The sequence below is a fragment of the Arthrobacter sp. genome (genome assembly GCF_030540645.1).
GTDB lineage: Bacteria > Actinomycetota > Actinomycetes > Actinomycetales > Micrococcaceae > Specibacter.
In genome coordinates, this window is the sequence record NZ_JAUNVV010000003.1 from 47,283 (window position 1) to 68,160 (window position 20,878).

Annotated in this window: 18 protein-coding genes; 14 read left to right on the forward strand and 4 right to left on the reverse strand. The window is 62.1% G+C overall.

What is annotated here, in order from left to right; translation table 11 throughout:
* Positions 1–28: 28 nt before the first annotated feature.
* From Q4P21_RS01320 to nrdR, 11 genes are all read left to right on the forward strand, one after another.
* Positions 29–778 carry a laccase domain-containing protein gene (locus tag Q4P21_RS01320; protein WP_303387060.1) on the forward strand — a complete coding sequence of 250 codons (750 nt, stop codon included), beginning with the start codon at positions 29–31 and terminating at the stop codon, positions 776–778.
* Between the two features lie 63 nt (positions 779–841).
* Positions 842–1,624 (forward strand): YggS family pyridoxal phosphate enzyme, encoded by a 783-nt coding sequence (locus Q4P21_RS01325; protein ID WP_303387061.1) that lies wholly within the window; start codon positions 842–844, stop codon positions 1,622–1,624.
* Between the two features lie 96 nt (positions 1,625–1,720).
* Positions 1,721–2,242, forward strand: coding sequence for a cell division protein SepF (locus Q4P21_RS01330; RefSeq protein ID WP_303387062.1), 522 nt, complete (start codon positions 1,721–1,723; stop codon positions 2,240–2,242).
* 190 nt (positions 2,243–2,432) lie between these two features.
* Positions 2,433–2,723, forward strand: a complete 291-nt coding sequence (locus tag Q4P21_RS01335; RefSeq protein ID WP_303387063.1) for a YggT family protein — start codon at positions 2,433–2,435, stop codon at positions 2,721–2,723.
* Positions 2,724–2,865: 142 nt separating this feature from the next.
* Complete coding sequence (locus Q4P21_RS01340) at positions 2,866–3,648, forward strand: DivIVA domain-containing protein (protein ID WP_303387064.1); 783 nt, start codon at positions 2,866–2,868, stop codon at positions 3,646–3,648.
* Positions 3,649–3,814: 166 nt separating this feature from the next.
* Entirely contained in the window at positions 3,815–4,369 is a 555-nt protein-coding gene (gene lspA, locus Q4P21_RS01345) for a signal peptidase II (protein WP_303387065.1), read from the forward strand.
* Positions 4,362–5,285 carry an RluA family pseudouridine synthase gene (locus Q4P21_RS01350; RefSeq protein WP_303387066.1) on the forward strand — a complete coding sequence of 308 codons (924 nt, stop codon included), beginning with the start codon at positions 4,362–4,364 and terminating at the stop codon, positions 5,283–5,285. The genes lspA and Q4P21_RS01350 overlap by 8 nt, the downstream gene beginning before the upstream one ends.
* A gap of 237 nt (positions 5,286–5,522) precedes the next feature.
* On the forward strand, positions 5,523–9,086 hold the full coding sequence (gene dnaE, locus Q4P21_RS01355) for a DNA polymerase III subunit alpha (protein ID WP_303387067.1): 3,564 nt from the start codon (positions 5,523–5,525) through the stop codon (positions 9,084–9,086).
* Complete coding sequence (locus Q4P21_RS01360) at positions 9,086–9,622, forward strand: hypothetical protein (protein WP_303387068.1); 537 nt, start codon at positions 9,086–9,088, stop codon at positions 9,620–9,622. The genes dnaE and Q4P21_RS01360 overlap by 1 nt, the downstream gene beginning before the upstream one ends.
* Positions 9,623–9,728: 106 nt before the next feature.
* The gene (hisD, locus tag Q4P21_RS01365) at positions 9,729–11,057 is read left to right on the forward strand and encodes a histidinol dehydrogenase (protein ID WP_303387092.1); all 1,329 of its coding nucleotides are present in this window, start codon (positions 9,729–9,731) and stop codon (positions 11,055–11,057) included.
* A 93-nt stretch (positions 11,058–11,150) separates the two neighbouring features.
* On the forward strand, positions 11,151–11,627 hold the full coding sequence (nrdR, locus tag Q4P21_RS01370) for a transcriptional regulator NrdR (protein ID WP_303387069.1): 477 nt from the start codon (positions 11,151–11,153) through the stop codon (positions 11,625–11,627).
* On the opposite strand, the gene ppgK is transcribed toward nrdR, so the two are convergent.
* Together ppgK and map are read right to left on the reverse strand one after the other, a co-directional pair.
* Positions 11,617–12,411, reverse strand: coding sequence for a polyphosphate--glucose phosphotransferase (gene ppgK / locus Q4P21_RS01375; RefSeq protein WP_303387070.1), 795 nt, complete (start codon positions 12,409–12,411; stop codon positions 11,617–11,619). The two genes, nrdR and ppgK, sit on opposite strands and share 11 nt — an antisense overlap.
* Before the next feature lie 57 nt (positions 12,412–12,468).
* On the reverse strand, positions 12,469–13,347 hold the full coding sequence (gene map, locus Q4P21_RS01380) for a type I methionyl aminopeptidase (protein ID WP_303387071.1): 879 nt from the start codon (positions 13,345–13,347) through the stop codon (positions 12,469–12,471).
* 114 nt (positions 13,348–13,461) lie between these two features.
* Between map and Q4P21_RS01385 the strand changes: the two genes are divergently transcribed.
* A complete protein-coding gene (locus tag Q4P21_RS01385; protein WP_303387072.1) occupies positions 13,462–13,635 on the forward strand; it encodes an SPOR domain-containing protein in 174 nt (57 codons plus the stop codon).
* 27 nt (positions 13,636–13,662) lie between these two features.
* On the opposite strand, the gene panB is transcribed toward Q4P21_RS01385, so the two are convergent.
* The gene (gene panB / locus Q4P21_RS01390; protein WP_303387073.1) at positions 13,663–14,595 is read right to left on the reverse strand and encodes a 3-methyl-2-oxobutanoate hydroxymethyltransferase; all 933 of its coding nucleotides are present in this window, start codon (positions 14,593–14,595) and stop codon (positions 13,663–13,665) included.
* A 164-nt stretch (positions 14,596–14,759) separates the two neighbouring features.
* Here panB and Q4P21_RS01395 point away from each other — a divergent pair, with 164 nt between their 5' ends.
* Together Q4P21_RS01395 and Q4P21_RS01400 are read left to right on the forward strand one after the other, a co-directional pair.
* Positions 14,760–16,100, forward strand: a complete 1,341-nt coding sequence (locus Q4P21_RS01395; protein ID WP_303387074.1) for a glutamine synthetase family protein — start codon at positions 14,760–14,762, stop codon at positions 16,098–16,100.
* An 8-nt stretch (positions 16,101–16,108) separates the two neighbouring features.
* Entirely contained in the window at positions 16,109–19,222 is a 3,114-nt protein-coding gene (locus Q4P21_RS01400; RefSeq protein ID WP_303387075.1) for a bifunctional [glutamine synthetase] adenylyltransferase/[glutamine synthetase]-adenylyl-L-tyrosine phosphorylase, read from the forward strand.
* Here Q4P21_RS01400 and Q4P21_RS01405 read toward each other — a convergent pair.
* Entirely contained in the window at positions 19,219–20,715 is a 1,497-nt protein-coding gene (locus tag Q4P21_RS01405) for an arylsulfatase (RefSeq protein WP_303387076.1), read from the reverse strand. The genes Q4P21_RS01400 and Q4P21_RS01405 overlap by 4 nt on opposite strands.
* Positions 20,716–20,878: the final 163 nt, after the last annotated feature.

Here is a 20,878-nt window from a genome sequence, read left to right on the forward strand (position 1 = left end):
CGGCACCCTGAAGGGTCAGGTTGTTTGCATGTGGTCTTCGACGCAGGTGCGCCCAGGCGTAGTCATTGGTTTCACCGACACCACAGCAGGCAACCTGGCTTTTCACGTGGGGGATGAGCCCGGCCTGGTTGCAGAGCGTCGGGCAGCCGTGGAGCATGCTTTAGCTCAGGGCGTCGGCACACCCCCTGCCGGCGCCATGACCTTGGCCTACATGGAGCAAGTGCATGGTGCCGACGTGGCCGTACTTGACGCTCGAGTCCGAGCGCCAACACCCACGGCAGATGCCATGGTGCTCACACTCGAGCTTGGGACGGAGTCCGGGCTGGCCGTAATGGTCGCCGACTGTGTCCCGGTTGTTCTGCTCGGAGAAGCGCCCAGCGGCAAGATCGTTCTGGCAGTGGCCCACGCAGGACGGCCCGGCGTTGAAAAAGGTGTCATCACCGCCGTCGCTGATCAAATGCGCCGCAGCGGCGCACAGTCCATCGAAGCTTGGCTTGGACCCAGCGTGTGCGGGCGCTGCTACGAAGTACCGTATGCCATGCGGGAAGCTGTAGCAGCGCAGGTACCGGAATCCTGGTCGACCACCTCTGCCGGAACGCCGGGCCTTGATCTGCCAGCGGCTGTGCTGGCCCTGTTGGCTGCATCCGGTGTGAAAGCGCACCCCTCAGGTATTTGCACGCTGGAAGACGAACGGTATTTCTCGCACCGCCGTTCGCAGCGTGACGGCGTGGACGAAGGTCGCTTCATCGGTTTCATCGTTGCATCCGCGCCCGCCTAGCCCCCTACCTTGGCTCCTTACTCGTGCACCTAGCGGTGCCTTTCTTGAAAGCACCTTCGTACAATGACTTTGCCGGATCCCCGCACCACGGAACTCGCCCAGCACCTGGGTGCTGTCAGGGAACGAATCGAAACTGCCGTGGCATCCCGCCAAGCTTCAACTGTGGCAGCTGCGGCCGCGGCGCCCCCAACCCTCATTGTGGTGACGAAGTTCCACCCCGCCGCTGATGTGCTGCGGCTGCGCAGCCTTGGGGTGGGGGACGTTGGTGAGAACCGCGACCAGGAGGCGGCAGCGAAGGCCGCCGAAGTGGCGGGAACTGACCTGCGCTGGCACTTCATCGGGCAGCTGCAAAGCAACAAGGCCAAGTCGGTCGTTGGCTACGCGCACTCTGTTCACTCAATCGACAGAGCCCCCGTTGCCACTGCGCTGGGCAAGGCCATGGCCCGACAGCAGGAAAAGAATGGCCGCTCGGACCTGGAGTGCTTCATCCAGGTTGAACTCACCGAACCCTACGCATCATTTGCGGCGGAGGGCCACGACTCCCCAGCCGGGCCCAGCGGCAGGGGAGGGGCGGCGCCGTCGTCCGTCCTGCAACTCGCTGAGCACATTGCCGACACACCCGGCCTGGTGCTGGCCGGTGTCATGGGCGTGGCACCACTGGGCGTCAGCCCGGGACCGGCGTTCGAACTGCTGGCGACCGTGTCCGCCCAACTGCGTTCTGCTCACCCAGGTGCAACCGGAATTTCAGCCGGGATGAGCCACGATCTTGAAGCCGCACTGGCTGCAGGGGCGACACACCTGCGTGTCGGTTCCGATATCCTCGGTCCCCGTCCTGCCGTGCTGTAGCGTTTTATCTGACGGCAACTGCACAATCTGCCAAACAACCATCCGGATGAAGAATTTTGTGCTTTGCAGATTTACGTAGACTAATGAGGAGCTACCATGGCTGGCGCTATGCGCAAGACAATGATCTTTCTTGGGCTCGCCGACGGTGACGAGCACTACGACGCCGAGCATGCCCCGCCCTTGACCAAGGACGACGACTATGCCGAGGTGTCTGAGCGCGAGGTAGCGCCTGCACCTGTCGTGGAGCCTGCCGCCCCCAAGGCCGGCGACGAAGAATACAGGGCTCCGGTGACCCCCATCAAGCGTGCCGCATCAAATCGGGAAGAGGCTGAAAGTTTGCGCCAGATCACCACTGTCCACCCCCGTTCCTACAATGACGCAAAAATCATTGGGGAGAGCTTCCGGGACGGAATTCCAGTCATCATGAACGTCACCGACATGGGTGAGGCAGATGCCAAGCGCCTGGTGGACTTTTCCGCCGGTCTGGTGTTCGGACTGCGCGGTTCCATAGAGCGCGTGACCAGCAAGGTGTTCCTGCTCTCACCGTCATACATTGAAGTTCTCGGAGATGACAAGAAGGTTTCCGATACGCAGGCAAGCTTCTTCAACCAGAGCTAACAGTAAAGAGCCACGAGCTCTGCAATGCTGCTTTTTCACTGCCCGGGCACTTTGTGTCCGGGCAGTGCGTTGTACGGAGTATTGAATGGATCTGCCTGCCAACGGAGAATCACTAAAACTGTCTTGGGGTTGGTCTATCCTTGTAGTCAAGGTTTCCATTTCCGCCACCTAACGGATTGAGTGCACGCGCGTGACAATAGTTTTTGCCCTTCTCTACCTGCTGCTGCTGCTGTACTTTCTGACACTGCTGCTACGCATGGTGTTTGACTGGATACAGGTCTTTGCTCGCGATTGGCGCCCCAAAGGTGTTGCCTTGATCGGTGCCTCGGTTGTGTATCGGCTCACAGACCCCCCGCTGCGCAAACTGCGTGCCATGATTCCACCGCTGCGAATCGGCTCCATGGCTTTGGATATTGGCTTCCTTTTATTGCTGGTGGCTGTTGGTATCGGCATGGGTGTGACAAAAAGTTTAGTCAGCTAGCGCCGCGCCGTTCGTTTTCGCCAGAGAAAAGTTATATTGTAAAAAGAGAGACCACGGTGCGTGCTGATAGGCATGCATTCTGTACCGCAGTCGGTAGGGCCTAGGCCAGTTCCAGACTCACTTAGACCAATGAGGTGACTACATGGCGCTTACGCCAGAAGACGTTGTCAACAAGCGGTTCCAGCCGACCAAGTTCCGTGAAGGCTATGACCAGGACGAAGTCGACGATTTTCTTGACGAAATCGTCGTAGAGCTTCGCCGCCTGCATGAGGAAAACGACAGCTTGCGTCAGGAGAGCGACAGCCTGCGCAAGCAGATTGCTGAGAGCGGTACAGAAAAAGCCTCTGTCCAGACTCAGTCAGCTCCCGTGCTTGCCAAGGCTCCCGATGTTGCTGAAGTAACTGCCAAGACCGGGCCTATGGCCTCTGAGCCTTCAGTAAGGGGCAAGGCGAAGGTCAGGGGCAAGGGCAAGCAAGCGCCAGTCGTGGAGACGGTTGCCGCCGAAGCGCCGGCACCCGCCAAGCCCGAACCTGTCGTTGAGACGGTTGTTGTTGCCGCAGTACCTGAGCCTGTGCCTGCAGCTGCTCAAACCCCGGCTGAGACTGCCTCAGGCGTCATTGCACTGGCTGAGCGACTCCACGACGAATACGTCAATGCAGGTGTTGAGCAGCGCGACAAGATCATCGCCGAAGCGCAAATCGAGGCCAGCACGCTGGTCAACGATGCCCAGGAGAAGAGCCGTAAGACGCTCGGTGCCCTGGAGCAGCAGCGCTCGGTACTCGAACGCAAGGTGGAGCAGCTGCGCGGCTTCGAGCGTGACTACCGTTCACGCCTGAAGACGTACATCGAAGGTCAGCTGCGCGACCTGGATGCCCGTGGTTCGGTGGCAGCACCGGACTTCTCCGAGAGCAAATCGGACTCCTAGGCAAAATCAGGAAGCCGGTGGTGCAAGGTAACTTGTCCCACCGGCTTCTTGCTGCTTAAGGCAGCCCCCAAGCTCCAGCCATAAGCCTGCCAGCCTCTGTGGCTGGTGCCACGGCCAGCGAGCTTATGATGGAATCTATCCCTTTGCCGCAACTACTGAAAGCACCATGAGCGAGAACTCTCTGCCGGACACGCAATCTGCCCCCTCCCCCCATCGCCGCACCTACTGGTTCCTGTGGGCAGGCTTTGCCGCGTTCGCCTACATCTGTGACCAACTGACGAAGTGGTGGGTGACCTCGACCATGGTTGAAGGACAGACCACCCCGGTGATCCCCGGTGTCCTGCAGTGGTATTTCATTCGGAATTCCGGTGCAGCGTTCTCCATCGGTGAGAATTTCACCTGGTTCTTTACGTTGATCATGGCGGCAGTGTCCGTTGCCATCATCGTGCTTGCACGGCGCATCCGATCGGCCTGGTGGGCCATCGGCTTGGGCCTTGTCTTGGGTGGCGCCCTGGGCAACCTGACGGACAGACTGTTCCGTCCGCCGTCGTTCGCCATGGGACATGTGGTGGATTTCATTTCCTTCCCCAACTTCGCCATCTTCAACATGGCGGACATGGCCGTGGTGGGCGGCGTGATCACCATTTGTTTGTTGACCTTGTTCGGCGTGCCGCTGACCGGGACCAAAGCCGCTGTGAAGGATGTAACCCTCGATGACTGAAACCTTCAACGTGCCCGAGGACGTGGCCGGACGACGGGCTGACGCTGCACTTGCTGTGCTGCTGGGCATCTCACGCTCTGCAGCTGCACTGCTCTGCGTGGAGGGCAATGTCCTGCAAAACGGTGTGCTGTTGGGCAAGAGTGAAAAACTCACTGCCGGCGCCAGTGTGCAGGTCACCATACCCGAGCGCCGCGATCCGCTTGCCGTCGTTGTGGAACCCGTGGAAGGCCTTGACATCCTCCTCGACGACGATGACTTCGTGGTGGTGGACAAACCAGTCGGCGTGGCTGCACATCCGTCACCGGGATGGGTGGGGCCCACTGTGGTGGGCGGGCTGGCTGCCGCCGGGTACCGCATTTCAACATCCGGCGCCCAGGAGCGGGTCGGTATTGTGCACCGCCTGGACGTGGGCACTTCCGGTGCCATGGTGGTGGCCAAGACTGAGCACGCGTACACCGTCCTGAAGCAGGCTTTCCGCGAACGGACGGTGGAGAAGATCTACCACGCCGTGGTGCAGGGACTCCCGGACCCGTTGAAGGGCACCATCGACGCGCCCATCGGCCGCCACCCCGGCCACGACTGGCGCTTCGCCGTCATCGAGGACGGGCGTCCCTCGGTGACCCATTACGAAGTTCTTGAGGCGTTCGGGAAGGCGTCGCTGGTGGAAGTCCACCTTGAAACCGGGCGCACACACCAGATCCGTGTTCACTTTTCGGCGCTGCGCCATCCTTGCGCCGGTGACTTGACGTACGGGGCAGACCCGAAACTGGCTGCCGAGTTGGGCCTGACCAGGCAGTGGTTGCACGCCCACCAGCTGGGCTTCACACACCCGTCATCGGGGGAATGGGTGTCAGTGACAAGCCCCTACCCGCAGGATCTGGAGTACGCACTGGACCACCTGCGCGGCGAACACTAACCCCTACCGACGCTCCCGCACCTTCCGGGGTCCTTCCTCTGACCCTCCTGCACCTTTTGGGGTGTTTTTCCCGGCGCTCCAGCACCTTCGCGTGGTGAGCTAGATCGTTGCCTCACCACCTGCAGGAGGGTCCGCGTTTTGACCCCAGAAATTGAAAGAGCGTCAGGGTTTGCTGCCCCGAAAGTGCAGGAGCGTTGGTGGGGGGGAGGGCTGGGATTGGGGACGTAGACTAGTCGGGTGGCTAGCTCATCGACTGACAGTTTTGTCCATCTTCACTCACACACCGAATACTCCATGCTGGACGGTGCTGCGCGCCTCACGGAATTGTTCGACGAGGCCAAGCGGCTTGAAATGCCCGCACTGGCCACCACCGACCACGGCTATCTATTTGGGGCCTTCGACTTTTGGCAAAAGGCCACCGACGCCGGCATCAAGCCCATCATCGGCGTTGAAGCCTACGTCACCCCCGGCACCGCCCGCACCGACAAGACCAGGGTCAAGTGGCGTACCGACGAAAGCCAACGCAAGGACGACGTCTCCGGCGGCGGTTCCTACACGCACATGACACTGCTCAGCTACAACAACCAGGGCATGCGGAACTTGTTCAGGGCCTCTTCGCTGGGTTCCCTCGATTCGCCGTTGGGCAAGTACCCGCGCTTGGACCGGGAACTGCTCAACGAATACCACCCGGGGCTCATCGCCACCACCGGCTGCCCCTCGGGTGAAGTCCAGACGCGTCTGCGGCTGGGTCAATACAACGAGGCCAGGGCGGCCGCCGCCGAGTTCCAGGACATCTTCGGGGCGGAAAACTACTTCTGCGAGCTCATGGACCATGGACTGGACATTGAACGCCGGGTCACGAAGGACCTGCTGCGCCTGGCCAAGGATCTCAACATTCCGCTGGTCGCCACCAATGATCTTCACTACACACACGAGCATGACGCAAAGGCCCACGAAGCGCTGCTGGCCCTGCAGTCCGGCTCCACGTTGGCCGAACCCACCTATGACCAGGGTGGAAAGCGTTTTGCGTTCAGCGGCAGCGGCTACTACCTGAAGTCCGCAGCGGAAATGCGCTCCCTCTTCTCCGAACTGCCCGAAGCCTGCGACAACACGCTACTGATCGCCGAGCGCTGCGATGTCTCCTTCAACACCGACGCCAACTACATGCCGCGGTTCCCCTGCCCGGAAGGCGAGGACGAAACGTCCTGGCTGGTCAAGGAAGTGGACACGGGCCTGAAGTACAGGTACCCGGCTGGCATCCCCGACGACGTCCGCAAGCAGGCGGACTACGAACTGGACGTCATCATCAAGATGGGCTTCCCCGGCTACTTCCTCGTGGTGGCCGACTTCATCAACTGGTCCAAGGACCATGGCATCCGGGTTGGCCCCGGGCGTGGTTCCGGCGCCGGGTCCATGGTGGCCTATGCCATGCGTATCACCGACCTTGACCCGCTGCGCCACGGGCTGATCTTTGAGCGCTTCCTGAACCCCGAGCGCGTGTCCATGCCCGACTTCGACGTGGACTTTGATGATCGTCGTCGCCATGAAGTGATCAAGTACGTGACGGAAAAGTATGGTGACGAGCGTGTTGCCATGATCGTGACGTACGGCAGCATCAAGACGAAACAGGCGCTTAAAGACGCCTCCCGCGTCCTGGGACACCCCTTCAGCATGGGTGAAATGCTGACAAAGGCGCTGCCGCCAGCCGTCATGGCCAAGGATATTCTCCTCAATGACATTGAAAACCCGGAGGCCAAGCGTTACAGCGAGGCAGCTGACTTTCGCAACCTGATGAACACCGACCCCGAGGCGGCGAAAGTCTTTGAGCTGTCCAAGGGGCTGGAGGGGCTGAAGCGCCAGTGGGGCGTGCACGCAGCCGGTGTGATCATGAGTTCGGATCCCATCATCGATGTCATCCCGATCATGCGCCGTTTCCAGGACGGCCAGGTCATCACCCAGTTCGACTACCCCACCAGTGAAGGCCTCGGCCTGATCAAAATGGACTTCCTGGGGTTGCGAAACCTCACGATCATCACCGACGCACTGGAAAACATCAAGGCGAACAAGGGCTTTGACCTTGACCTTGAGCGCTTGGAGCTCGACGACGCACCCTCCTACGAGCTCATGGCGCGAGGGGACACGCTGGGTGTCTTCCAGCTCGACGGCGGCCCCATGCGCTCCCTGCTCAAGCTCATGCGCCCCGATAACTTTGAAGACATTTCCGCCGTCTTGGCGCTGTACCGGCCAGGACCGATGGGCGCGGACTCGCACACGAACTATGCGCTGCGCAAGAACGGCCTGCAGCCGATCACGCCCATCCACCCGGAATTGGAAGAGCCCCTCGCGGACATCCTGGGCGGTACCTATGGCCTGATCGTGTATCAGGAGCAGGTGATGTCCATCGCCCAGAAGCTGGCTGGCTACTCGCTGGGCCGGGCAGATATTTTGCGCCGTGCCATGGGCAAGAAGAAGAAGTCGGAGCTGGACAAACAGTATGCCGGCTTCCATCAGGGCATGCTCGACAACGGCTATTCCGATGCTGCCGTGGCCACCTTGTGGGCCATCCTGCTGCCGTTCTCCGATTACGCCTTCAACAAAGCGCACTCAGCGGCGTACGGAGTCATCAGTTACTGGACCGCGTACCTGAAGGCGCACTATCCCGCCGAATACATGGCGGCTCTGCTGACAAGCGTTGGCGACGACAAGGACAAACTGGCCCTGTACCTCAACGAGTGCCGCCACATGGGCATCACGGTGCTGGCCCCCGACGTCAACGAGTCGGCGTTGAATTTCACCCCGATCGGCCATGATATCCGCTTCGGCATGGGGGCCATCCGCAACGTGGGCGCCAACGTGGTCAACGCGTTGGTGGAAGCCAGGACGGGTGCGGGCAACTTTGAGAACTTCCCCGACTTCCTCATGAAGGTCCCGGCCGTGGTGTGCAACAAGCGCACCATCGAATCGTTGATCAAGGCAGGTGCCTTCGACTCCCTGGGCCACCCCAGGCGCGCCTTGGCCATGATCCATGAAGAAGCCGTCGACTCGGTCATCACCATCAAACGCAACGAGGCCGTGGGCCAGTTTGACCTCTTCGCCGGCCTTGGTGACGCAGAGCCTGAATCGGCCCTGGCCACGGAGATCCCGGATCTGCCCGAATGGGAAAAGAAGGACAAGCTGGCGTTCGAGCGCGACATGCTCGGGCTCTACGTCTCGGACCACCCACTCCAAGGCCTTGAAGGCATCCTGAGTCAAAACGCGGACATGTCCATCACCCAGGTGCTGGCCGACGACGGTCCCTCAGACGGGCACATCTTCAGCATCTCCGGCATGATCACCAACCTCCAGCGGCGCATCGCCAAGAGCAGTGGCAACCCCTATGCCCGTTGTGAGGTTGAGGACCTGGGTGGCTCGATCGAAGTCATGTTCTTCGGGCAGGTGTACGGGCCCATTGCCACGGTCCTGGCCGAAGACTTGATCGTGGTGGTCAAGGGAAGGCTGCAAAAGCGCGACGACGGTGCCATCACCCTGAACGCCATGGAACTCTCCGTCCCGGACCTGAGTGAAGGCCTGGCCGGGCCGCTGGTGATATCCATGCCGGAGCACAAGGCCAATGAGCAGGTGCTGGGGGCGTTGAAGGACATCCTTGGCGATCACCGCGGCAACACCGAAGTCAAGATGCATCTTGCCGGCAGCCGTGGCGTCAAGGTCATGAAGCTGCCGCTGCACCACAGGGTCAACCCCACCCCGGCGCTCTTCGGCGACCTGAAGGTCCTGCTGGGCCCCACCTGTCTGGAGGGCTGATGGCGGAGCACAGGACCCCCGAGCCTTCTGCCGGGAAGATCCGGAGCGGTGCCACGTGGCGCCGCGGCCTGGGTGTTTCGGCCATAGCTGGTGCAATAGGCGGGATCGTGTGGTGGCTCGCAGCCCCCACTGGTGCCTTCTACGGTGACGGCAAGGACTATGCCACCTGGTTCCCACGTGACGCCACGCTGGCAGTGATACTGGTACTGGCAGGGGCGGCTACGGCCGTCATAGCGCTTCGTGCCGAGCGGACCCGACGTCGAAAGGGCGACGGCGCGGCGGTGCCAGCGGGTGCGTTTGTCCTGGTCCTGGCGGTGTGCGGCTTGGTGGGTTCTGTCATTGCCTGGCGCATGGGCGTCTTTGCCGGCGACCTCTTTGGAAATCCGCCCTCGCCGCTGCCCAACCCCAGCATGGTGTTCTCGCTGCGGTCCGGCTCGGTCCTGTTGTTGTGGCCGCTGGTGAGCGTGCTGATCGTCTTCCTGCGCACCATGTACGCCTACAGCTTCATCCCGGCACGCGCAGGGGAACGCCCGTAGACGCAGGCTCGGGCAGCAGCAGGTAAACTCAACTGTTGTGAGCAATCTTGAATCCCCCGTATCCAGCCCGGAAAATGATGTAGCTGCGCAGACGGCCGTTGTTGCCCTGCGCCGCACGGATCTGCGCGGGCGCACCCTCAGCCTGGCGGAGTTGAAGCACGCCGTGCCCCGCACCGCGCAGTCCACCGTCACCACGGCCGAAGCAGCCGTCCAAGGCATCATCGCCGACGTGCGCGGGCGCGGCCATGTCGCCTTGGCAGAGCTGGCGTTGAAGTTCGACGGCGTCGCCCAGGACCATCCGCGGGTCCCGGCCGCGGCACTCGCCCAGGCCCTTGACACTCTTGACCCGAAGGTTCGCGCGGCTTTGGAGGAATCCATTGCCCGGGCCAAGGCCTTCGCCCACGCGCAGAAGCCCGCAAATGTGGATTTTCAGGTCGCAGAGGGCGCCGTGGTTTCCTCTCACTGGATCCCCGTGCGCCGCGTGGGCCTGTACGTTCCCGGCGGCTTGGCTGCCTACCCGTCGTCGGTCATCATGAACGTTGTCCCGGCCTTGGCTGCCGGAGTCCAGTCCGTTGCCCTGGCTTCACCACCGCAAAAGGAATTTGGTGGGCTGCCCGACCTCACCGTCCTTGCCGCAGCGGCCCTCTTGGGCGTTGAGGAGGTCTATGCCATGGGCGGAGCCCAAGCGATTGCAGCGTTCGCCTACGGTGTGGCTGCCGGCAGCAGCGCCAGCGGTGCCGGGGAGGCCATTGAGCCCGTTGACGTAGTCACCGGCCCTGGCAATATTTTCGTGGCCACCGCCAAGCGCCTCGTCAAGGGTGTTGTCGGCATCGACTCCGAGGCCGGCGCCACCGAAATTGCCGTGCTGGCCGATGAGAGCGCCAACCCCGTTTATGTTGCTGCCGATTTGATCAGCCAGGCTGAACATGATCCCAATGCGGGCTCCGTCCTGGTGAGCACATCTGTGGAACTGGCTGACGCCGTCGAACGTGAAGTGGTGCGCCAGGCGGCGTTGACCACCCACCGGGAGCGGGTGACAACGGCGTTGAACGGCCCGCAATCCGGCATTGTCCTGGTGGATGACGTGGATCAGGGGGTGGCCGTATGCAACGCCTACGCCGCCGAGCACTTGGAAGTCGTCACCGAAAACGCCGCCGCCGTGGCTGCCCGGATCACCAACGCCGGTGCCATCTTCGTGGGTGACTACAGCCCGGTGAGCCTGGGCGACTACTGCGCCGGGTCAAACCATGTGCTGCCCACCAGTGGAACGGCCGCCTTCTCCTCCGGGCTGAATGTGACGACGTTCCTGCGCGCAGTCCAACTTGTCAACTACAACAAGGCAGCGTTGGAGCAAGTTGCCGGGCACGTGATGACGCTATCCAAGGCCGAGGGGCTGCCAGCCCATGGAGATGCCGTGGCGGTGCGCTTCCCCTGACGGGGACCCGCAGCACAGAGATAATTACACAATTGTTATTTGCTGTTTTCCCAGCCTAGACTGGGAAAACTACGACCCGAAGGGAGCAGCTGAATGTATTGCCCGTTTTGTCGCAATCCCGACTCCCGTGTAGTTGACTCCCGTCTGTCCGACGACGGCTCGTCCATTCGACGGCGCCGGCAGTGCACAGACTGCGGCCGCCGCTTCAGCACCATGGAGACAGCCAGCCTCTCAGTCAGCAAGCGCTCCGGAGTTGCCGAGCCGTTCAGCCGCAGCAAGATCATCAGCGGTGTGCGGAAGGCCTGCCAGGGCCGTCCCGTGACCGACGACGACCTGGCCAAGCTGGCTCAGGAAGTCGAAGAGAGCATTCGGGCCAGCGGCGCGGCTGAAATTGAGGCCAATGAGGTGGGCTTGGCCATCCTCGAGCCACTTCGCCGCCTCGATGTGGTGGCGTACTTGCGTTTTGCCAGTGTGTATCAGGCGTTCGAGTCGTTGGAAGACTTCGAAGCGTCCATCGCCAGGCTGCGCAGCGGGAATGCTGCACAGCCGGCTGTGGATGCTATTTCGTAAGTTTGAAGTGCACCGCTGCTTGAAGCGCTCCGCCCACAATGCCTGCATTGTTCTTTAGCTGGGCCGTGATGATCTTAGTGCGCAGGTTCAGCTTGGGCAGGTAGTCTTCGCTGCGCTTGGAGATACCCCCGCCAATGATGAACAGTTCCGGCGAGAACAGGAACTCCACGTGGGAGAAGTAGCGTTGCAGGCGCTGCGCATACTCATCCCAGTCCAGGCCATCGCGTTCGCGGGCGCTGGCGGAGGCCCTGCTTTCGGCGTCGAAACCGTCGATCTCCAAGTGGCCCAACTCGGCGTTGGGAACGAGCTTACCGTCGTGGATGAAAGCTGAACCGATGCCCGTGCCCAACGTGATGACCAGAACGGTGCCGTTGACACCCTTGCCAGCGCCATAGCGGGCTTCAGCCAATCCTGCGGCGTCGGCGTCATTCATGACCTGCACTTCGCGGCCAAGTTCTTTAGTGATGATGGCGTCCACGTCGGCGTCAATCCACGACTTGTCAATGTTGGCAGCTGAGAGGGCCACGCCGTGGGAGATGATCGCCGGGAACGTAATGCCGATGGGGGAGTCCTTGCTGGGTGCCTCCGGGCGCTTCATCAGCTCGTCCACGATTTCCTTGACCACCTTTGCCACGGCCAGAGGAGATGACGGGCTGGGGGTGTCGATCCGAAAACGACTACCGAGCATCTCACCGCTGCTGATCTCGACTATTCCGCCCTTGATGCCGGTGCCGCCGATGTCGATGCCAATGACGTTTCCGGTGAAAGGGTGCTTCTTTGACATGAGTGCTCCAGTCGTAGAGAGATGGTTGTGGAAGTGCAGGGAAGAACAGGGAAGTGTTTAGGGAAGTGTCAGGACTTCTGCGCCGCTTGCAGTGACCACCATGGTGTGCTCAAACTGGGCGGTGCGCTTGCGATCGCGGGTGACAACAGTCCAGTCATCCGCCCACATGTCCCACTCAATGGAGCCCAGCGTGAGCATCGGTTCGATGGTGAAGACCATGCCCTCTTCCAACACCGTGTTGTAGGCCGGGGCGGCGTCGTAGTGCGGAATGATAAGGCCCGTGTGGAACGCTTCGCCGACGCCGTGGCCGGTGAAGTCCCGCACCACACCGTAGCCGAAGCGTTTGGCGTAGGAGGCAATGGTGCGGCCGATGACGTTGATTTCACGCCCCGGCGCGACGGCGCGGATGGCCCGGTTCAAGGACTCCTGGGTGCGCTCCACCAGCAGCCGCGATTCCTCGTCGACGTCGCCGACGGTGAACGTCCAGTTCGTGTCGCCATGCACGCCGTTCTTAAACGCGGTGATGTCAATGTTGATGATGTCCCCGTCCTGAACGACGGTGGAGTCGGGAATGCCGTGGCAGATCACTTCATTCAGCGACGAGCACAAGGACTTGGGGAAGCCCCGGTAGCCCAGTGTGGACGGGTAGGCCTGGTGGTCCAACAGGAATTCGTGACCAATCCGGTCCAGCGCATCCGTGGTGACACCGGGAACAATGTTCTTTCCCACTTCCACGATGGCCTGGGCCGCAATTTTGGAGGAAATACGGATCTTCTCCAACGTCTCGGCGTCCTTCACCTCGGACCCCTTGAAAGGCGCCGGGCCTGCCTTTCCCACATATTCGGGGCGGGCAATTGAGTGTGGAACGAATAGCTGAGGGCTGATGGTGCCGGGAACAAGCGTGCCGATGGGTGCCGTAAGTGCTGTGGAAGACATGAAACCATCCTATAAGTTTTAGTCGGCTCTTGTGGTGTACCGGGCGCGGACCAGCCGGTCGGCCTAGGATGTCAACAGGCGAACAAGGAACCCCGCGCAGAGATGGAGAGCACCATGGCACAGTATTGGTACAACGTGGAAACGCACGAAGTGGAAAAGAACGCCCAGTCAGGATGGAAGTCCCTCATTGGCCCGTACGACAGCCGCGAAGAGGCCGAAGCGGCCCTGACGAAGGTGCGTGAACGCAATGAAGCCGCTGACGCCTTCGACGAAGAAGACGACGCCTAACCAAGCGCACCTGGCATGCCGGACAGGCTAGAACGTGTGCTCGGGGCCGGGGAACACGCCGCTGCGCACTTCCTGGCCGTACTCCTTCGCGGCGTCAGCAAGAACAGTGCGCAGCTGCGCGTACTGCTTCACGAACTTGGCCATCTTTCCGGTCCGCAGCCCTGCCATGTCCTGCCACACCAACACTTGGCCCGTGGTGGAGTTTCCAGCCCCAATACCCACGGTGGGTACTTCAACAGCGGCATCCACGGCGGCGGCCGTCGTGGCCGGAACCATTTCCATCAACACACAAAATGCACCGGCGTCAGCCAACGCCACGGCGTCGTCAATCATTGCCTGCGCCATGTCGCCGCGGCCCTGCACCCGGTAGCCGCCCAACATGTGCTCACTTTGCGGTGTGAAGCCGATGTGGGCCATGACGGGGATTCCGGCTTGGGTCAGCGCGCGCACGGTGGGGGCGTAGTAGGCGCCGCCCTCCATTTTCACCGCGTGCACCAGGCCTTCCTTCATGAGGCGCACACAGGAAGCCACGGCCTGTTCCGTGGATGCTTCGTAGCTGCCAAAGGGCAGGTCAGCCACCACGAGGGCCCGCTTGGCACCAGCTGTGACGGCGCGGCAAAAGATGATCATTTCATCGAGTGTGATGGGCAGCGAGGTTTCATTGCCAAGGACGTTGTTGGAGGCCGAGTCGCCCACCAACAGCACCTCAATGCCGGCTTCGTCGAAAATCTGTGCGGTGTACTGGTCGTACGCGGTGAGCATGGCAAACTTCTCGCCGGCCTGTTTGGCAGCGTGCAGGTGGTGCGTACGGATCTTGGCCGCCTTGGCTGGAATGCCCGCAGCCGTGGCTGTAGCGGCGCCGGCGCCGTAGGGGGCTGCCAGTTCAGCAGGCTCTGCCGCCGCATCGGGAACTGCCGTTGCTGTGGACAGGGGTGAATCAGGGGTGCTTGTCGGTGACATGCCCTCCAGCCTATTACGAGTCCGGGTGCGAAGCGGGCAATGCACCCGGCACCGGGTTGAGTAGAGTATTCACAGTAGGAAATATTCCTGTTCGCAATCTTGCCCACCGCTTGTCCGGTATGCGGCGGCAGGGGGCCGGGCGGCAAAGAGAAGAGGCAGCGAGAATGAACCGTCAGCAAGAATTTGTGTTGCGCACCATTGAAGAGCGTGACGTGCGGTTTGTGCGGCTCTGGTTCACCGACGTCGTGGGCAGCTTGAAGTCGGTGGCGTTGGCCCCGGCTGAAGTTGAAGGCGCTTTTGAGGAGGGCCTGGGCTTTGATGGTTCCTCCATTGAAGGCCTGGCCAGGGTTTTCGAATCGGACATGCTGGCCATGCCGGACCCTTCAACGTTTCAGATCCTGCCGTGGCGCGGGGCCACGGATCAGACATCGCGCATGTTTTGCGACATTCTCACGCCCGACGGCGAACCCTCCACCGCTGACCCGCGTAACGTTCTCAAGCGCACGCTGGAGAAGGCCGCGGACATGGGGTTCACCTGCTACACCCACCCTGAGATTGAGTTTTACCTGCTGAAGTCGGACAAACCGGGGCCGGACGGCATCCCAGTCCCTGTTGACCAGGCCGGCTACTTTGACCACGTGCCCGGTGGCGTGGCACAGGATTTCCGCCGCACGGCGGTCACGATGCTTGAAAATGTTGGCATCTCAGTGGAGTTCAGCCACCACGAGGCCGGCCCGGGTCAAAACGAGATTGACCTGCGCTACGCCGATGCCCTGCAGACGGCGGATAACATCATGACGTTCCGCACGGTGATCCGTGAGGTGGCCATCCAACAGGGAACGTATGCAACCTTCATGCCCAAGCCGTTTTCCGACCATCCGGGTTCAGGCATGCACACCCACTTCTCCTTGTTTGAAGGTGACAGTAACGCCTTCCACGAGCCGGGGGCCGAATACCAGCTTTCCAAGACGGCCCGGCAGTTCATGGCCGGAATCCTGCGCCATGCACCGGAATTCACGGCTGTCACCAACCAGTTTGTGAACTCCTACAAGCGACTGTGGGGTGGTGGGGAAGCCCCCAGCTATGTGTCGTGGGGACACAACAACCGTTCGGCACTGATGCGTGTGCCGCTATACAAGCCGGGCAAGGGCCAGGCAGCCCGGCTTGAATACCGGGGGATTGACTCGGGCGCCAACCCCTACCTCGCCTACTCCGTGCTGCTGGGTGCCGGTTTGAAGGGGATCGAGGAAGAGTACGAGCTTCCGGAAGCGGCCGTAGAGGACATCAGCGCCCTGACCAGCGCTGAACGCCGCGCACTGGGGCACGACCCGCTGCCGTCCAGCCTGCACGACGCCGTGCGCCAGATGGAGGAATCTGAATTGATGCCGCAAATTCTCGGTGAGCAGGTCTTTGAGAACTTCCTGCGCAACAAGCGTGAGGAATGGCAGGAATACCGCCTCCAAGTCACCCCCTATGAAATCAACCGCTACCTGGGAGTGCTCTAGGACCTGCCATGAGCTCGCTGACCCGCACCCTCATCTCCCGTGGCTTCTCCGACCTGGAAACCTGCGAGAGGTTCCTGGGGTTTTCCGAACTGGCGGAGCTGGACCAGGCCTGGCTGCTTGATGCCCTGTCCGTGGCTGACAACCCCGACCTGGCGCTGCAGTCGCTGGTGAGGCTGCTCAGCGCCGTGCCCACATGCGCTGACCGGTTGAGAGTCCTTGATCCGGACACGGGCAAGCAGGTCCCCAATGAGGCGCTGTTCAGGCTCTTGGGTGCCTCGGAGGCGTTGGCAGATTTTTTGATGCGCCACCCCGAAAATCTTGACGTGTTCGACGCCGTGGCGTCGCCCGAGCCGGTTCCTCTTGACGGCGAGGTGCTGCGGGCGTCGCTGCTGCGCGCGGTGGGTGCGGACCCGGAGTCGGATCAGCCGGTGGCGGCACTCTGCGGAACCGAGGCGCGCATCGCTTTGCGCACCAGGTACCGCCGCCACCTGTGTGAGCTGGCGTTGCGGGACCTCGGCGCAGCTTCACCGCAGGCGGCCATGCCCATGGTGGGGGCCGAATTGGCGGATCTTGCCGCCGCCGCCGTGGAAGCGGCCCTGGCCGTGGCCCGCACCGAGGTGGGTGCTGCAGCAGGTGTGGAGAACGTGGCCGCCGTGCGCCTGGCCGTCATCGGCATGGGCAAGTGCGGGGCACGGGAGCTGAACTATATTTCCGATGTGGACGTCATGTATGTCGTCGCCCTCAGGCACGACGGCGCACCCTCCACTGAGGGTGCCGACGGCCCGGGTGCGGGACCGGGTTCGGGTGCGGGACCAGTGGAAGGCATGGATGAGGGACAGGTGGCCCGTATTGGCAACGCCTTGGCCGGAGCCATCTCGCGCACCATCTATGCGGCCGAACGTGAGCCGGGCCTTTGGGAGGTTGACGCGAACCTGCGCCCGGAAGGCAAGGACGGGCAGATGGTGCGGACGTTGGAGTCCTACCTCGCCTATTACCACCGCTGGGCACAAAGCTGGGAGTTCCAAGCACTCCTCAAGGCACGGGCCATGGCGGGAGACAAGGAACTGGGCGATGAGTTTGAGCGGGCCGTCGCACCTCTAATTTGGTCCTCGTCAGAGCGGGATGGCTTTGTGGCAGCTGTCCAGGCCATGCGGCGGCGGGTCACGGCCCACATTCCCGATGCCGAGTCGGCCCGCCAGATCAAGCTTGGCAGGGGAGGGCTGCGGGATGTGGAATTCACCGTCCAGCTGTTGCAGCTTGTCCATGGCAAGACTGACACGAGTCTGCGTGTCCGCTCCACGACGGCCGCCATTGACGCGCTGGTGAAGGCCGGATACGTGGGCCGCACCGACGCCGCGCTGCTGCGTGAGCACTACACGTACCTGCGAGTGTTGGAGCACAGAATCCAGCTCGTGCAGATGCGCCGCACGCACACCATGCCCACGGCACCTGACCAACTGCGGGCGCTGGCTCGGGCGTTGGCCGGTCCGCTCAGCGTGAAAAGACCCAGTGCGGAGTCGCTCTTGGCGGATTGGGCCAAAGTGAAGCGTTCCGTCAATTCCTTGCACAAACAGATCTTCTACCGCCCCATTCTGGCCAATGTGGCGAACCTCAGCGCGGAGGACGCAGCCTTGACCACCGATGCTGCAAGGGCGCGTTTGGCGGCGCTCGGGTACCGGGACACGGAGGGAGCCGTTCGCCACCTCGAGGCTTTGACGGCAGGGGTCAGCCGTCGCGCAGCACTGCAGCGGCAGTTGCTGCCGGTTTTGCTTGGCTGGCTGGCCGACGGTGTGGACGCCGACGCCGGACTGCTCGCGTTTCGCCGGGTCAGCGACGCCTTGGGCACTTCACACTGGTACCTGGGCATGCTGCGCGATCACCAGGCGGCTGCCGAGCGGCTGTGCCACCTGCTCTCAAGTTCGCGGTTGGTCAGTGACCTGCTGGAGGTGTCCCCGGAGGCCACGGCGTGGCTGGGAAACTCCAAGGAACTGGTGCCACAGAGTTTCGCAAACCAGTGGGCGGAGATCCGTTCGACTTTTGTGCGCCATGGGGAAACCCTCGAATCCATCCGGTTGATCAGGCTCCTGCGGCAGCGTGAAATCCTGCGGGTGGCCATTGCCGACTCGTGCGGCCTGCTGGATCAGGACCAGGTTGCAGAGGCACTCAGCGACACGGACAGGGCCGCTATCCTGGGCAGCCTCATGGTCGCTGAAGCTGAGGTTCAAGCTGGTGGCCCTGCCTTGACGAAGATGCTGGTGGTGGCCATGGGGCGCCAGGGCGGGCGGGAAATCGGCTACGGCTCGGACGCGGATGTCTTGTTCGTGCACCGTCCGGTGGATGGCCTGCCGGAAGAGCTGATGGAGGAGGCGGGGAAACAAGCCAAGGCCATTGCGCAAAAGCTGGTGTCGTTGCTGACGTCCCCGGTTCGCCCGGCCATCCAGGCTGAACGGGTGCTCAGTGTCGACGCTGATCTGCGCCCTGAAGGGCGCCAGGGACCTTTGGTTCGTTCGCTGGAAGCCTACCGGGAATACTACGCCCGCTGGTCGTCGCCCTGGGAAGCACAGGCGCTTTTGCGGGCCAGGCCCCTGGCTGGCTCAGACAGCCTGGCTGAGGGCTTTGTGGAGATGGCCGACCCCATCCGTTATCCGAAGAATATTTCCGAAACGGACCAGCGTGAGATCAAACGCATCAAGGCCCGCATGGAGGGCGAGCGGCTGCCGCGCGGTGCCGATCCATCCCGCCATGTGAAGCTGGGTCGGGGCGGGCTCAGCGATGTTGAATGGCTGGTCCAACTGTGGCAGCTGCAGCACGCCCATGCCCATCCGGAGCTGCGAACCACGCAAACCATTCCCGCCTTGCATGCGGCTGTCTCCATAGGCCTGGTGGAGGCTGCCGACGCGGAAATCCTTGAGTCAGCTTGGCGGTTGGCAGGAAAAATCCGCAACGCCATCGTCATGTGGACGGGGAAAAACTCAGACGTGCTGCCCTCGGCCCGGCATGACCTGGAAGCAGTCGCGCGTTGGTGTGGCTACGAGCCAGGCCAGGCAGCTGCTTTCGAAGAGGACTACCTGAGCCTGACCCGCCGCGCCCGCGGCGTCTTTGAGCACTTGTTTTACGGTTAGCCGGCCATGCGGGCCCGGGCGTGCGCGAGCATGGTGGTCACCGGCACCCCGATGACCAGTTCGCCGTCGTGCACGAATCCTTCCTCGCGGCCGGTGAGATCAGCGATGAGACGGCCTTTCCACAGGGCGAGAAGCCCTGTGTGTTCCGGCAGCGGGGCAAGGTTGTGCATTTCCTCCGGGTCCTCGTCGAGGTTGAACAGTTCCTCGGTGCCCCATTCCGAGGCCCACAGGTACTTTGTGTGGCCGTCTGTCACCCATTGCAGTGACTGGCCGAAGTAGACGTGCTCGCCATGGAGCCACTCCCTCCACTGCTCCTGCTTTTCCTGATGCTCTACGGCGGACGGCCCGTCGCGCAGGAACCTCACCAGGGATTTCCCATCACAGGACTCGGGGACGGGGACGCCTGCCAAGTCCAGTAAAGTCGGCATGATGTCGCGCAGTTCCACCACTTCATCCACGACGGCCCCACGCAGCGCAGCTTCGTCGTTGGGTGCCGGGCATACGATCAAGGGCACACGGGCAGAGCCCTCATAGCCGACGGACTTGCGGTAGAAGTCGTGGTCACCGAGCATCTCGCCATGGTCCGAGGTGAACGCCAACACCGTATCATCCGCAAGCCCAAACTCGTTCAGGGCCTCAACAAGGCGCATGAGTTGGAAGTCGATCTGGGTCATGAGCCCGTAGTATCCGGCGCGGGCCCGGTGTGTGACCGCCTCCGAAAGCTTGCCAAAGGCCAGCTGGTGGTTACCGTCGGTGCGCACGGACTCATAGTGGTGTTCCCAATCGCCCAAGCGACGCTTGAAGGCGGGCAGGTCAAGGTACATGTCCATTGCCCAGGCCGGCGGATCGTACGGCGGATGCGGGCGGTGGAAGGACAAATACAGGAAGAACGGGCGGGTGGGGTCACGGCGGTACAGCCACTCGACGGCCTGACTTCCTGTCCACGAGGTGGGATGCAGCCTTTCTGCCTTGTCCCATGGCCTGGCCACAGTTGAATTGCAGCCTGCACCGTGGTCAAAATACTCCTCGTCGGCGGTGACGCCGGGCTGGCGGCGCAGCCACGGAACATAGTCGTCGAAGAACTTGAAGTCGCGCTTGTGCTCCTTGCGCGCGAAGTGCAGGAAGCCGTCGTGCAGGATGACATCGTCAAAGCCCACCCGGCTGCGTTCAGGATAGACATGCAGCTTGCCGATGGCATGGGTTTGGTAGCCGGCCTTGCGGAACTCGCCCTGCAGTGTGACGGGATGGACGTCGTCGAAGTTCACGCCTTCCTGGTAGCCCACCCGACCATGACGCTCCTGGGATTGTCCGGTAAACAAGGCCACCCGGGCGGGCACACACGTGGGTGTGGCCGAATAGGCGTGGCGGAAGCGGGCGCCCTTGCCCGCCAGCTCGTCCAGATGCGGTGTTTGCACATACGGATGACCCTCCGCACCCAGCGCGTCGCCGCGCCATTCATCGGCACAAATAAGGATCACATTGGGCTTGTCCATTGGCTGCTTTCTTCGGGCCGCCACGCAGCGGACATATTTCCGGAACACCTCCACGTTACTAGAGAAGCAATTTCGAAGTGGAGTACGGAGGGGCAAGTGCCTACCCGGCCTATGGACAGTACTGGGTGGCCTAGGTACCGTCGATAGAAAATGGGAATAAATA

What these genes read in the sequence shown, in the direction of transcription:
- Q4P21_RS01360 (WP_303387068.1), top strand. Translation starts at nt 9,086, where the DNA reads ATGGCGGAGCACAGGACCCCCGAGCCTTCTGCCGGGAAGATCCGGAGC.
- Q4P21_RS01350 (WP_303387066.1), top strand. Translation starts at nt 4,362, where the DNA reads ATGACTGAAACCTTCAACGTGCCCGAGGACGTGGCCGGACGACGGGCT.
- Q4P21_RS01405 (WP_303387076.1), bottom strand. Translation starts at nt 20,715, where the DNA reads ATGGACAAGCCCAATGTGATCCTTATTTGTGCCGATGAATGGCGCGGC.
- Q4P21_RS01320 (WP_303387060.1), top strand. Translation starts at nt 29, where the DNA reads ATGTGGTCTTCGACGCAGGTGCGCCCAGGCGTAGTCATTGGTTTCACC.
- Q4P21_RS01340 (WP_303387064.1), top strand. Translation starts at nt 2,866, where the DNA reads ATGGCGCTTACGCCAGAAGACGTTGTCAACAAGCGGTTCCAGCCGACC.
- Q4P21_RS01325 (WP_303387061.1), top strand. Translation starts at nt 842, where the DNA reads ATGACTTTGCCGGATCCCCGCACCACGGAACTCGCCCAGCACCTGGGT.
- Q4P21_RS01385 (WP_303387072.1), top strand. Translation starts at nt 13,462, where the DNA reads ATGGCACAGTATTGGTACAACGTGGAAACGCACGAAGTGGAAAAGAAC.
- nrdR (WP_303387069.1), top strand. Translation starts at nt 11,151, where the DNA reads ATGTATTGCCCGTTTTGTCGCAATCCCGACTCCCGTGTAGTTGACTCC.
- Q4P21_RS01400 (WP_303387075.1), top strand. Translation starts at nt 16,109, where the DNA reads ATGAGCTCGCTGACCCGCACCCTCATCTCCCGTGGCTTCTCCGACCTG.
- map (WP_303387071.1), bottom strand. Translation starts at nt 13,347, where the DNA reads ATGTCTTCCACAGCACTTACGGCACCCATCGGCACGCTTGTTCCCGGC.
- lspA (WP_303387065.1), top strand. Translation starts at nt 3,815, where the DNA reads ATGAGCGAGAACTCTCTGCCGGACACGCAATCTGCCCCCTCCCCCCAT.
- ppgK (WP_303387070.1), bottom strand. Translation starts at nt 12,411, where the DNA reads ATGTCAAAGAAGCACCCTTTCACCGGAAACGTCATTGGCATCGACATC.
- panB (WP_303387073.1), bottom strand. Translation starts at nt 14,595, where the DNA reads ATGTCACCGACAAGCACCCCTGATTCACCCCTGTCCACAGCAACGGCA.
- Q4P21_RS01395 (WP_303387074.1), top strand. Translation starts at nt 14,760, where the DNA reads ATGAACCGTCAGCAAGAATTTGTGTTGCGCACCATTGAAGAGCGTGAC.
- Q4P21_RS01330 (WP_303387062.1), top strand. Translation starts at nt 1,721, where the DNA reads ATGGCTGGCGCTATGCGCAAGACAATGATCTTTCTTGGGCTCGCCGAC.